General features: G+C 57.5%; 10 protein-coding genes. 3 read left to right on the top strand and 7 right to left on the bottom strand.

All coding sequences use genetic code 11. The annotated features are described in order from the left end of the window. Positions 1-132: 132 nt before the first annotated feature. From DW349_RS15120 to DW349_RS15100, 5 genes are all read right to left on the bottom strand, one after another. Entirely contained in the window at positions 133-3,750 is a 3,618-nt protein-coding gene (locus tag DW349_RS15120; RefSeq protein WP_108124021.1) for a hydantoinase B/oxoprolinase family protein, read from the bottom strand. A 20-nt stretch (positions 3,751-3,770) separates the two neighbouring features. Next, positions 3,771-5,072 (bottom strand): TRAP transporter large permease, encoded by a 1,302-nt coding sequence (locus DW349_RS15115; RefSeq protein ID WP_108124020.1) that lies wholly within the window; start codon positions 5,070-5,072, stop codon positions 3,771-3,773. Between the two features lie 10 nt (positions 5,073-5,082). Next, positions 5,083-5,598 carry a TRAP transporter small permease gene (locus tag DW349_RS15110; protein ID WP_108124019.1) on the bottom strand — a complete coding sequence of 172 codons (516 nt, stop codon included), beginning with the start codon at positions 5,596-5,598 and terminating at the stop codon, positions 5,083-5,085. Positions 5,599-5,716: 118 nt separating this feature from the next. Then, a complete protein-coding gene (locus tag DW349_RS15105) occupies positions 5,717-6,694 on the bottom strand; it encodes a TRAP transporter substrate-binding protein (RefSeq protein WP_108124366.1) in 978 nt (325 codons plus the stop codon). Positions 6,695-7,057: 363 nt separating this feature from the next. Beyond that, on the bottom strand, positions 7,058-7,561 hold the full coding sequence (locus DW349_RS15100) for a winged helix DNA-binding protein (protein ID WP_108124018.1): 504 nt from the start codon (positions 7,559-7,561) through the stop codon (positions 7,058-7,060). Between the two features lie 227 nt (positions 7,562-7,788). On the opposite strand from DW349_RS15100, the gene DW349_RS15095 reads away from it, so the two are divergent. Genes DW349_RS15095 through DW349_RS15085 form a run of 3 tightly spaced genes read left to right on the top strand, consistent with a single transcriptional unit; the run spans position 7,789 to position 9,733 of the window. Beyond that, complete coding sequence (locus DW349_RS15095) at positions 7,789-8,160, top strand: response regulator (protein ID WP_108124017.1); 372 nt, start codon at positions 7,789-7,791, stop codon at positions 8,158-8,160. Beyond that, positions 8,160-8,774 (top strand): histidine kinase, encoded by a 615-nt coding sequence (locus DW349_RS15090; protein WP_108124016.1) that lies wholly within the window; start codon positions 8,160-8,162, stop codon positions 8,772-8,774. Before DW349_RS15095 ends, DW349_RS15090 begins: the two co-directional genes overlap by 1 nt. A 2-nt stretch (positions 8,775-8,776) precedes the next feature. Continuing rightward, complete coding sequence (locus DW349_RS15085) at positions 8,777-9,733, top strand: sensor domain-containing diguanylate cyclase (RefSeq protein WP_108124015.1); 957 nt, start codon at positions 8,777-8,779, stop codon at positions 9,731-9,733. On the opposite strand, the gene DW349_RS15080 is transcribed toward DW349_RS15085, so the two are convergent. Continuing rightward, on the bottom strand, positions 9,720-12,005 hold the full coding sequence (locus tag DW349_RS15080) for an ATP-dependent DNA helicase (protein ID WP_108124014.1): 2,286 nt from the start codon (positions 12,003-12,005) through the stop codon (positions 9,720-9,722). The two genes, DW349_RS15085 and DW349_RS15080, sit on opposite strands and share 14 nt — an antisense overlap. Beyond that, positions 11,998-13,521, bottom strand: coding sequence for a VRR-NUC domain-containing protein (locus DW349_RS15075; RefSeq protein WP_420820711.1), 1,524 nt, complete (start codon positions 13,519-13,521; stop codon positions 11,998-12,000). The genes DW349_RS15080 and DW349_RS15075 overlap by 8 nt, the downstream gene beginning before the upstream one ends. Positions 13,522-13,569: the final 48 nt, after the last annotated feature.

Genomic DNA, 13,569 nt, shown 5'->3' with positions numbered 1-13,569 from the left:
TTGTTGGCAGGACGCCGCAAGTACATCCATGTAGGCTCGGCTGTCGCCATCCATGGCGACAGACGCCTGCCAACAAAGCCACCCAGGATCAATGCTCCGTTAGGTGGTTAGGGTGGTAAAGTGCAGGTCGGGTTAGGGCTTGCCGAAGCCGCCACCACCCGGGGTTTCCACCCGCAATTGATCACCTTTGTCTAACACCGCGCTGGCTTTGCCGGCCAGGGTTTCTTCGGCGCCATTGGCGCGAACGATCGTATTGCGACCGACCTGTCCCGGTTCGCCGCCGTTCATGCCGTAGGGCGGTACTTCGCGGCGGTTCGACAGGATGCTGACGTCCATTTTTTCCAGAAAGCGAATGCGTCGGGTGACGCCGTTGCCGCCATTGTGTTGGCCTTTGCCACCGGAATTCTGACGAATGCGGAATTCTTCCAGGCGCACCGGGAAGCGCCATTCGAGGATTTCCGGGTCGGTCAGCCGTGAGTTGGTCATGTGGGTGTGCACCGCGCTGACGCCGTCGGATTTGGCCGTTGCGCCGCTGCCACCGCACAGGGTTTCGTAGTACTGAAACGTATCGTTGCCCCAGGTCAGGTTGTTCATCGTGCCTTGGGAGGCAGCCGCAACGCCGAGTGCGCCGAACAGCGCATCAACAGCCACCTGCGAGACTTCCACATTGCCCGCCACCACTGCCGCCGGATAGACCGGATTCAACATGCAGCCGTCGGGAACGATGATGTTCAGCGGCCGCAGACAGCCGCCGTTGAGCGGTATCTGATCGTTGACCAGACAGCGGAACACGTACAACACCGCCGCGTGTGTAACAGCTAACGGCGCATTGAAATTGTGCGGGTGCTGGGCACTGGTGCCGGTGAAATCGATGGTGGCTTCGCGATGGGTTTTATCGACCGAGATGGCGACTTTGATTTTGGAGCCGTCGTCGAGCGGGTACTCAAACTCGCCGTCGCTGAGTACGTCGATGACCCGGCGCACACTTTCTTCAGCGTTGAATTGCACGTGGCGCATGTACGCGCTGACCACGTTCAAACCGTACTGTTTCACCACGCCGTGCAACGCCTGCATGCCAGCTTCGCAAGCGGCGAGTTGCGCGCGCAGATCGGCGATGTTGACGTCAACGTTGCGCGCCGGGTAACGCGCGCCGGTAAAGAGTTCACGCACCAAGTTTTCTTGGAAGACGCCGCCTTCAACCACCTTGACGTTATCGAGCAGCACGCCTTCCTGTTCGATGTGGCTGGAATCCGACGGCATCGAACCGGGGCTGATGCCACCGACATCGGCGTGGTGGCCGCGCGAGGCGACGTAAAACGCCACAGCGCCGTCCATAAACACCGGCTTGATCACAGTGATGTCGGGCAAATGTGTGCCACCGTTGTAGGGGTCGTTGAGCATGTAGGCGTCGCCTTCACGCATCTGGCCCGTGTTCTTGGCAATTACCGCTTTAATCGAATGACTCATCGAACCTAAATGCACCGGCATGTGCGGCGCGTTGGCGACCAGTTCGCCGTCGGCGTCGAAAATCGCACAACTGAAATCCAGCCGTTCTTTGATGTTCACCGAGGTGGCGGTGTTTTGCAGCACCAGGCCCATTTGCTCGGCGATGTGCATATAAAGGTTGTTGAAAATCTCCAGCGTGATCGGATCAGCCTCGGTGGTGTCGGGCGCGGTGTTACGCGTGCGGCTCACCTGTTCCAGCAGAATGTCGTTGTTCGCTGTCAGTACCGCCTGCCAGCCGGGTTCGACCACCAGCGTTGCTGTGGTTTCGATGATCACCGCCGGCCCGGCAATGGCGCGGCCGACCTGCAATTGATCGCGTTGATAAAACGGCACCTGATAGCGCTCGCCGCCGGTGGTGAGATCGTGAGGGTTTGGATCGGAACTGGCTGCTGCTTCGGGAGTCGGATTGGCGTTCAATTCGCTGCCGCCACCAACGGCTTCGACTTGCAGCGCTTCGATAATCAACGGCGTTTGCTCAGCAATAAAACCAAAGCGCTGCCGGTGTTCGGCTTCGAAGCTGGCTTGAATGTCGGCGCGGTTACCAAACGGCACCAGCAAGGTTGTATCCGAACCCTGATATTTCACGTGCACGCGCGCCAGCGTTTCGATGTCTTCAGCCGCGACGCGTTGAGCGATCAGTTTATTTTTTCCGGCTTGTGCCAGTTCAGTTTGCTGAGTTTGCAAGGCGGCAACGCTGGCGTTGCTGAGCGGTTGTTCGACGCTGATTTCGCTGACATCGCGCACGTCGGCCAGGCCCATGCCGTAAGCCGACAGCACACCGGAATACGGATGCAAAAAGACTTTCTTCATGCCTAACGCTTCGGCCACCAGGCAAGCGTGTTGGCCGCCCGCGCCGCCGAAACAACAGAGCACGTAATCCTGAATGTCGTAACCGCGTTGTGTCGAAATGTGTTTGATGGCGTTGGCCATATTGTCGACGGCGATGGTCAGAAAACCTTCAGCGACTTGTTCGGGTGTGTAGTGCTGGCCGGTTTGGCGTTCGATGTCGGCAGCGAGTTCTTTAAAGCCGCGTTCGACCGCTGCAACATCCAGCGGCTGGTCGGCATTGGGACCAAACACTTTGGGAAAATAATCCGGCTGCAATTTGCCGAGCATGACGTTGCAGTCGGTCACGGTTAATGGACCGCCATTGCGATAACAGGCTGGGCCGGGAAAGGCACCGGCGGATTCCGGGCCGACGCGGAAACGGCTGCCATCGAAACTCAACACCGAACCGCCACCGGCGGCGACGGTGTGAATCGACATCATCGGTGTCTGCAACCGAAAGCCGGCGACCTTGGTTTCAAAGGCGCGTTCGTATTCGCCGTGGTAATGGCAGACATCGGTGGAAGTGCCGCCCATGTCGAAGCCGATCAGTTTGTCGAAGCCGGCTTGTTCGGCGGTTTTTACCATGCCGACTACGCCGCCGGCCGGGCCGCTGAGAATGGCATCTTTGCCGTTGAACAGTTGCGCGTCGGTGAGGCCGCCGTTGGATTGCATAAACATCAAGCGGCCGGGTTCGTCGACGAAATCGTCCAGCTCGCTGGCAACCTGATTGACGTAGCTTTTCAGAATCGGCGACAGATACGCATCGACCACGGCGGTGTCGCCACGACTGACTATTTTCATCAGCGGGCTGGCTTCGCTCGATGCGGTCACCTGAGTAAAACCGATTTCACGCGCCAGCGCTGCCACCTGTTGTTCGTGGTTGCCGTTGCGATACGAGTGCATCAAGACGATGGCGCAAGCGCGCAGGCCGTCGTCGAATGCCGCCTGTAATACTGACCGGGCGTGTTTCAGATCGAGCGCCTCTAACACCGCGCCTTGTGCATCCAGACGTTCGTTCAATTCCTCGACGCGCGCATAAATCATCTGCGGCAATTCGATGTTGATGGCGAATAAATCCGGTCGCGATTGATAACCGATGCGCAACACATCGGCAAAGCCGCGCGTGGTTAATAACAGCGTCGGTTCGCCTTTGTGTTCGAGCAACGCATTGGTCGCGACGGTAGTGCCCATTTTGATGGCGTCGATGTTTTCCACCGGAATGCGGGCGGCTTTTTTCAGGCCCATCAAATCACGAATGCCTTGAATAACGGCATCGCGGTATTGCGCCGGGTTGTCGGACAAGAGTTTATGGCTGACCAGTTCGCCATCCGGTTGGCGCGCAACAATGTCGGTAAAGGTGCCGCCACGATCGACCCAGAAAGACCAGGCGTTCGATGCAGGGCTGTGCGTCGTCATTAAAAATTTCTCCGCGAAAATCAGTTATTCAAAACGGTCGGTAACCAGAGCGCGATCTGTGGGAACACAGTGATCAGCACCACGGCTAAAATCAGCAACATAAAAAATGGCAGCGCATAACGGGCGACGGTGAAGATGTCTTTTCCGGTCAGCGACTGGATAACAAATAAGTTAAAACCAACCGGCGGTGTAATCTGCGACATCTCGACCACCAGCACCAGATAAATGCCGAACCACAGCAAGTTGATGCCGGCGGCTTCGACCAACGGCAGAATCACCGAGGTGGTCAACACAACAACGGAAATACCGTCGAGAAAACAGCCGAGGATGACGAACAAAATCGTCAAGGCGACTAACAACAGCGCGACCGATAAATCCAGGCTGGCGACGAACTCGGCCAGCATGGCGGGAATGCGCAGAAAGCCCATCGACACAGTGAGCAGATGCGCGCCGGCGAGAATCAACAAAATCATGCACGACATGCCCGTCGCGCCGATCAAAGATTCTTTAAATAACGCCCAGTTCAGATTGCCCGACAGTCGCGCCAGAATCAGCGAACCCAAAACGCCGAGCGTGGCCGCTTCGGTCGCCGTCGCCCAGCCCAAATAAATGGAACCGATGACGAAAGTGATCAGCGTGGCGATGGATAATAAACGCCGCGATTGCTTCAGTTTTTCAACAAAACTCATCGGCTCGCCCAACGGTGCAGCTTTGGTTTTGTTCAGCAACGACCAGAGCACGACGTAAGCGATAAACAACCCCGCCAACATCAGACCGGGCAGCGCGCCGGCCATAAACAAACGCGACACCGAGACTTCGGCCGAGACGCCGTAGACGATCAGAATGATCGACGGCGGAATCAGAAAGCCGAGCGTGCCGGAACCGGCCAGCGTGCCGATCGCCATCGACTCGTGATAGTCGCGCTTTTTCAGTTCTTTCAGGCTGAACTTGCCGACGGTCGCTGTGGTCGCCGCAGACGAACCGGAGACGGCAGCAAACAAGCTGCAACCGAGCACATTCACGTGCAATAAACCGCCGGGAATTTTATCGAGCCAGGGCGCCAGGCCGTTGAATAAATCTTCCGACAGGCGAGTGCGAAACAGAATTTCGCCCATCCAGATAAACAGCGGTAACGCCGCCAATGTCCAGGAAGCGCTGCCGCCCCAGGTTGACGTAGCGGTGACCATGCCAATGGCGAATTGATCGTTCAGCACCAACGCCAGCAGGCCGATGATGAACAGCGACGCCGCTACCCAAACGCCCAGACTGAGCAGAATAAATAGCGTGACGACGAGGATCAGGGAAATGGTGATCGGGTCCATAAGGCGGTCTCTATTCGGCGCCTTCGCCGTGGGCTTCGGCGAGAACGTAGCTGAGGGTTTGACCGCGCAAACAACGCAACCAATCGTCTAAAACGGCCAGACAAAATAAGGCCATGCCGAACACCATGGCGCTTTGCGGAATCCACAACGGCACCGCCACCATGCCAGTGGACAGATCGCCAAAGGCGTAGGTTTCCAGCACAAAGCGGGTGAAAGCGACGGTCAGATAGCCGGTCAGACCGAGCAATAAAGTCAGGCCGAACAGTTCGACAAGACGGCGGCGCGGGCCGAGCCGTTCGAGCAGCAACACCACGCGAATGTGAGCGTTGTGGCGAAAGCTGTAAGCCAGGCCGTTGAACAGCACCGAGACCAATAAAAAGCCGGTGAAATCTTCCGCCGATGGCACGATGACGCCGAACCAGCGGCCAACAATTTGCGCCAGAATCAGCAGGCCGATCGACACCAGACTGGCGGCCGACAGCACCAGGCCGAATCCATAGAGGCCGTTGAGCACTCGTTGGAACATGGCGATGGCTCCGTTAAAAAATCGGGGCCGGTCTGGCCCCGTGAGACAATGGATCGCAGTGCGACCCGCGGTGTGACCTTAGTGAAACAAGTGTGACCTTAGTGAAACAGGTGCGAACTTACTGACCGATAATGTCGGCAATGGGGTTGGTGTCGTCGTAACCCATTTGCTCGAACCATTCGTTGGTCATGGTCGCGCCAACGTCGGCCAGGAAGGCGGCGAGGTCGGCGTCCGGCGTGTACACGGTCATGCCATTGTCGGCCAGTTCCGCCGTTTTGCTATCGGTTTCGGCCACGGCCATTTCCCAGCCGCGCGCTTCGGCGGCGGCGGCGGCTTCGAGCACCGCCTGTTGCATCTGCGCCGACAAGCGGTCAAACGCACGGGCGTTCACAAACACCATGTTTTTCGGAATCCAGGCGCGGGCATCAAGGTAGTAATCGGTGTAATCCCAGGCCTGGCTGGAGACGCCGGTGGTCGGTGAGGTCGCCATGGCTTCGATGATGCCGGTGCTGAACGCCTGCGGAATTTCCGGCGTCTGGACGGTGGTCGGGGTGGCGCCAAGCAATTCGGCCATGCGTGAGGTCGAGGCGCTATAAGCGCGCATTCTCATGCCGTCAAAGTCGGCACCGCTGGTGATGCGTTCCTTGGTGTAAAAACCCTGCGGGGGCCATGGCACGGCGTACAACAATTGCAGGCCTTGGTCGGCCAGCGCCGCTTCCACTTGCGGACGGGTGGCGTCCCACAGCGCTTTGGCGCCATCGAAACTGGTCACCAGGAAGGGAATGTTGTCGGCTTGGTAGAGCGGGTTTTCGTTACCCAGTAAACCCATGAACACTTCACCAATCGGCACCTGGCCGGAGCGCACGGCGCGGTGAATTTCCGGGTGTTTCACCAAGGAGGCACCGGAGTGCACCACGATGTTCAGCTCGCCATCGGTGGCGTCGCTGATGTCTTGCGCAAACTGGCGAATGTTCTGGGTGTGGTGGGTGCCGTCGGCGTAAGGCGTTGGCATGTCCCATTTGATGTCGGCTTGAGCGCTGGCGGCGGCGAAGGCCGTCAGGGCAGTCAGAGCCAGGGGCTTGAGCAGGTGTTTCATGTCCGTTTCCTCGGTCTTTGGGGGTTTGAGTTCGCCGGGGCGAACGACGTCTTCAAAGCGTGCGATCGCAAAGCGGTTAACCCCGAGACTCAGGCCATTCAGGCCAGGCACGGAACCTGGACAGGCAAAGCAATTTCATGGTTTTGACGCCTTTTACGGATCGCAGTTGTTATCGTTTTTTTGTCGATTCTTTTGGTTAAAAGAAGGCGTGATTTGCGGTTTGTCGTTTTAAGTCATCCCAGCCACTATAGGCAGCCGTAAAATCCAGAGTCAATAAAAATTGGATACAAATTGTATTCAATGTCGCAAAGAGACATCCAGCGTCGTTTGCTGACGCTGGCGAGCGTGGGGAGAAAACGGAGCTTAGAGCGAAGCGGCGGCGCGGGCGGCCTGGTCGTACAGCGTCGACAACGTGCGCAGTTTCTTCGCCAGATCGCTGAGTTCTTCGGCGTCGATGCCCAGCGTATCGAGCCAGTCGAGCAGGCAATCGTTGCGCACATCGCGGTAACGCAGGCACAGCGCTTCGCCTTCATCGGTGGTGTTGTAGAAGGTTTCCTTGCCGACTTTTTTGCTTTCCACCAAACCCATCTTGCCCAGTTTGCGCAGCGAGTAAGACACGGTGTGGGTGTCTTCGACGTTGAGTACAAAGCAGATGTCGGCGATGCGTTTCGGCCGCTGGCGGTGGTAGACGTTGTGCAGCACCAGGATGTCGATCGGGCTCATTTCCTCGTTGCCAGCGGCGGTCATGCAATGCAGCAACCAGCGCGAAAAGGTGTTTTCGGCGGTGATCAACGCGTACTCGAATTCGCTGAGTTCGCTGCTGCGTTCACTCAGATGGCTGGAGGAAACAATGGACGCCTTGGGCATGGGAATCTCGATTCTGGCTGGCGATAACGAGTTCGGATCATAACGGCCGCCTTGCGCCCGGTGCAATGCGCAGCGCTCGGCCAGCGTCACTGAATGTCGTACACTTCGAACCCAGTTCGAACGGCGGTGTTGTCGAAATCTGTCGATTTCAATTTGTCCATCGGTGCCCGATCTACTTTACTGATAGGACGGATTTTTTTGGTGTAACGCCCGAGATGGGAGCAGGCATGTCGACCTCAGTACTGATTTGTGACGATTCCAGTTTTGCCCGCAAGCAAGTGCAGCGCGCGCTGCCCGCTGGCTGGGATGTTTCTGTGTCTTTTGCCGGCGACGGCGAAGAAGGTTTGGCGGTTATTCGCGAAGGCAAAGGCGAGGTGGTGTTCCTCGATTTAACCATGCCGGTGATGGATGGCTATCAGGTATTGGAAGTGATCAAAGCGGAAGATTTGCCGTCGATGGTCATTGTTATTTCCGGCGATATTCAACCCGAAGCGGTGAACCGGGTGAAGAAAATGGGCGCGGTGGAATTTATTAAAAAACCGGTCGATCAGGCACGTTTGGCGCAGGTGCTCAGTGACTTTGGAATCTATTCGGAGTGATGCCGGTGGACCCGATTGAGTTGGACGAAGAACTGCGCGACGCCTTGCGTGAAGTGACCAACGTCGCCATGGGCCGCGCCGGCGATCTGCTGGCGCGACTGCTCGACACCTACGTGGTGTTGCCCATTCCGGTGGTCAATTTGCTGGAGCGTTCGGAGTTGAACATGGCGTTGTCGTCGCTGCGCGAAGCCTCGTCGGTAAGTGCCGTCTGCCAGGGGTTTTTCGGCTCGCGTATCGCCGGTGAAGCGCTGCTGATTTTCAACGACACCAGCTTTGCCGACATTGCCGAACTGACCAATTTCAACGGCGACATCACACCGCAAGTGGAACTCGAATTGCTGATGGACATCGCCAATATTTTGATCGGCGCTTGTTTGAAAGGCTTCGCCGAACAATTGGATGTGGCGTTCAGCCAGGGCCAGCCGGTGTTGCTGGGCCAGCATGTCGATACCGATGAACTGGTGCACCAATCGGCCACCGGCTGGCGCAAAGCGCTGACCGTGGAAATTCCCTATCACCTGGAAGGACGCAAGGTCGATTGCGATCTGTTGCTGCTGTTTACCGAAGACAGCGTGCAGGTTCTGGGCGATAAAATTCGTTATTTGATGGAGTGAGCATGTCCGCGTCGGACTCTAATTTAGCCGAATTCCACTGGTTGATGGACGTCTTGCAGACGGTCGATGTCGGCATTCTGGTGGTCAGCCTCGACAATCGCATTTTGTCGTGGAACAGCTTTATGGAAAACCACAGTGGCATCTCGCCGGATGAGGCCATTGAGCGCGATTTGTTCGAGGTGTTTCCGGATTTGCCAAGCGACTGGTTCGCGCACAAAGCGCGCACCGTGGTGCAACTGAAAAACCGCGCCTTCACCACCTGGGAACAACGGCCGTACGTGTTTCATTTCAAGAACAATCGGCCGATCACCGGCAAAGTGGCGTTCATGTATCAGAACTGCACCTTTATTCCGGTGACCAACGTGCGCGGTGAAGTCGAAAGCTTATGCATCATCGTTTACGACGTTACCGACGAAGCGGCAATGACGCTGGAATTACGCGACGCCAACGAAAAAATGCAGGCACTGGCGCGGCTGGATGACCTGACCGGCTTGTACAGTCGCGGTTATTGGGAAGTGCAGTTGAAACAGGAGTTGACCCGGCAAAAACGCACCGCCGAACCGACGTCGTTGATCATGCTGGACATCGATCATTTCAAACGCATCAACGACACCCACGGTCGTAAGGCCGGCGATACGGTGTTGCAAGCGGTGGCGGCGTTGATTCAAAAAACGGCACGCATCAGCGATGTGAGCTGTCACTTCAGCATCGACAAATTTGCGTTGATGCTGCCCAACACGCCGGCCAACGACGCCCTGGTGTTGGCCGAACGATTGCGCGAAGAAATCGCCGAATTGGCCGTGGCCGGTGTTGCCGCTGAGCCATTAACGGTGACTGCAAGCATGGGCGTATCCGGTTGGACCAGCCGCTTTACGACACCGCGCGATTGGCTGATCGACGCCGAGCAGGCTCTGTATCAATCCAAAGCCGACGGCCGCGACCGCGTTACTCTGGCTTAACAGTCTTCAATAATTCATCGCGGCGCGCGCTGCGGACCGTCCAATGCGGCGGCAACCAGCCGCTGGCGTGGTAGTCGGCAAAGCGGTCGTCGAGCAACCAGATATCACCGCGATCGCTCTCGTTACGCACGCAACGTCCGGCCGCCTGCAAGACTTTGTGCAAGCCGGGAAAGCGATAAGCGAAGTCAAAACCCGGCTGACCTTCGGCATCGAGCGCACGACGAATGCGGTCGTTCAAGTCGTTCACCTGCGGCAAACCGGGGCCGACGACTAACACGCCGGTCAATGCATCGCCCGGCAAATCGACGCCTTCCCCCAGCACGCCGCCGAGCGGTGCCAGCACCATCAAACCACGCTCGGTGCGCAACCGATCCAGCAACGCCAGCCGTTCCAATAACGTCGTTTCCCGCCGTTGCGCGATAACGCCGGGGTCGGTTGCCAGCCGCGCTTCGCAGTCGGCCAGTTGTCGGTAGCTGGAGAAAAACACCAGCGCATTGCCGGGCGTTTGTTCGCGGAATGCCTGAATCAACGGCACGACCTGGGCGGGCAGCTGTTGGCGGTCGCGAAAGCGGGTCGAAACATCGGTGACCAGCGTTACCTGAAACTGCTCCGGCTGAAACGGTGACGCCAGCGACAACGGCACTGCCTCGGCCAAACCCGTCATCGACTGACTGTAATGCCAGGGCGCGAGCGTTGCACTGAAGGCCGCGACCGAATTCACCAACTGATGTTTTTCGCGCAGCAAACGCGCCGGGTTCAGGCACAGCGTTTCGACGCGTCGCTCGGCCGGCGTGCCGGGCGTGTAACGCCAACAAAAATCGCGCGGCTCGGCGAGTTCATGAATGCGATTAAAGCGCGCCGCATCGAAGATCAATCGTTGCCATTGTGGCGGCGGTTCCCAGAACGCCGCTTCGCGCAATAACCGGGCACTTTCCTGTAGCCAGGTGCGCAGCGCTTGCACCAAAACGTCGGGTGGCTGATCCGACAAGCCCGGCGTTTCCGGCTGTATTTTTCTCAATGCCTTGCGCACTGGCTGCAACGCTTTGCGAATGCCTTCTGGCGCCGTCTTGAATAACGCTTCCAGAGTTTCGCCATTGAATTCGGCGCTGTACATGGCGCGGCCGCGGTCGATCAGGTTGTGGCTTTCGTCGATCAACACCGCGACTTTGTTGTCGATTTCTTTCAGCAAATACGGCTGCACTGCCGTGGTGTCGTACAGATAATTCACGTCTCCGATCACCAAATCCGCCCACAGCGCCCAATCCTGGCTCAGGTAATAGGGGCAGATGTGTTCGGCTTCGCCGAGTTCGGCGAGCGTTACTGCGTCCCAGCGATTGCGTGCAAACAAACGCTCGCGCAGCCGTTGGCGTTTGCCGAAATAATCGTTTGCGTAGGGGCAGAGTGCGCCGTCGCAAGGTGTGTCCGGGCTTAAACACAGCCGTTCTTTGGCGTGCAGATTGACGCAGTTGAGTTGACCGTCGGCAAGTTGCAATTGCTCGACCGTTTCCAGCACCAGCGGCTGGCCGGTGGTTTTCATCGTCAGGTAATACACACCCTGATGGTGGCCTTCGCCGAGCGCTTTCAGCGCCGGAAATAACGCCGCCAGTGTTTTGCCGGTGCCGGTCGGCGCTTCGATTAACGTTTGCCGATGCGTTGCCTGCGCTTTGTAGACGGTCTCGGCCATTTGCCGTTGCACGGTGCGCATTGTCGGGTAGGGAAATTGCAGTGTGTTGAGCGCGGCATCGCGTTGTTTTCGATGCGCGAGCAGGCGTTGTAGCCAGGCATCGTAGCGCGCCAGTGCCGCCATCAATTGATCGACCAGTTCGTCCCGGCTGTGCGTTTCGTCGTCGGTCCATTCCTGTTGTGTCTGGCTGTGGATGTAACTCAGCCGCACCGTCCAGGTTTCAATAGCGTCGTTTTGCAGCGCCCATAAACCGGCATAAAGCTGCACTTGCAAACGATTAAGCGCACGCGTCGATTCGGGCAATTCGTCCGGCGGCACGCGGCAGCTTTTGATTTCTTCGACACCGCCCGGCCAAACGCCATCGAGCCGGCCGCTGACGATCAAGTCGAAATCGCGCTGTTGCCACAACCATTCAACCGGCACTTCAGCGCGATAATTGGCACCACGTTTTTGTTGCGCCAGACCGTGAATTTCACGCCCTTCGAGCGCGCTGGGCGTGACGCGAAAACCGGACACCAAATCGCCTTCGCTCAAACAAAAATCTGCCAGCGCCCGCACCGAGACGCGAAACCGCACCGCATTATTCATAACGGATGTACCAGACTTCGGCGGCGATACCGGCTTGCTCGAACACCGCCAGCCAGTCGCGTTGGTTGTCTTGCAAACGGTCGCCGGGGCCTTTGACTTCGATAAAGCGGCCGCCGGTTTCGGTGAACTGAAACAGGTCGGGGAAGCCGGCGCGGTGGCGTTTTAAGTCGAGCCAGAGATGTTTGAAAATCGCCAGCCACTGTTCCCAGGCTAGGGCGTCGAAAGCACGCAACACCAAGTCTTTTTCGAGCGCGCCCCAATGCACGAACGGATTCTGCCGACCGAACTTGGCATCCCAGTTTTCCAGCAGATATTCGCGTGCGGTTTCGGTGCTTAATTCGCGATACAACTGGCTGCGGCTGAGCCCGCGTCGGGCGAGAAAATCCGGTTCATACAAGTCGGCTGGCGCTTGCTGAAACGGATGGTGAAACGCGCCGGCAACCGGCTGGAAAATCCAGCGCCAGTGAATCAACCCGAATACACCGAGTGGCAATAAATTTTCCAGCCAATAGGCATCGGTTAAACGCGAACACACCAACTGTTCGACGCTGCCGTCGCCTTGCGGCCAGCAGTGCGTTTGTTCGATCAAAACCGGCACGGTTATCGGTTCAATATCGAGCTTGAGTTTCTTCGCCAGCTTGGGTGCAAAGCGGGTGAGAAAACGCGCTTCGGTGGCGTCTTTGGGTTCACTACGGATGGCGTCGAGTTCTTCGTTCGCAGCGACAAAACGTTCGGCTTTGAAATGAATGCGGCAACGCCGTTCGCGCGCTGGTGGTTGGTCGTTGGTTTGAAAGAGTTGCAACGCCAGTTCCGGTTCGCCCCATTGTTCCAGACGGAAACCGAGCCGGTTGGCGAGCCGTGCGGCGCGGTCTTTGGCGCTGCCGATCCAGACGGTTTGCAACAGCGGTTCGGCGAGTGCAATTAACGCTTCGACATCGCTGTTTTCGCGCGCTTCAAAAACGGCGCTTTTTAATTCGCCGATCAGTAAATGCTGGTCGAGTTCTTCGCCATGTTCGAACCAGCGGTTGGCTTTGCCGAGCGGATAATTTTCGTACTGAAATAGACCCAAATCGGACAGTACAAAGTCGGTCAGGCTTTGGTGTTCGTTGCCGAAATACAGCAGTTGCAACCGGCGCAATGTCAGCCAGTGTTGCGGTTGAATCAGTGGCTCGTTCAGGCCCCAGTCGCTGGCGCAGCGGATGTCATCCCAGTCGTCCAATTCGGTTTGTATTTCGGTTTTTGGGCGTTTTGGATTTGGCACCCAATCAAGCTGGCGTAAGTCGGCGAGCGTGAGTAATTGCGCCACTTCGCCGGCGCTGAGTTCGGGGTTGGTGTCGAGCAACTTGATGTCGGCTAATTCAGCGACGGCCGCGGCGAGATCAGGGATTTCTGCGTAGTTGAGTTTGCCAAGGCGGAAGGTCGGGCCTTTGCGCGTGTACAGCCGCACCAGCAAACGGGCGGCGGGCAAACTGAGTTGCTGATAGCCGGTCACAAAGGCGCGGTCGGCATCCGTCAGCAGATCGTCGTAGCGTTCAACGACGGTGGCGAGCAGACGGTCGAAATT

The sequence above is a fragment of the Saccharospirillum mangrovi genome, from assembly GCF_003367315.1.
GTDB classification, from domain to species: Bacteria; Pseudomonadota; Gammaproteobacteria; order Pseudomonadales; family Natronospirillaceae; genus Saccharospirillum; species Saccharospirillum mangrovi.
This window is presented reverse-complemented; position numbering and strand designations above follow the sequence as displayed.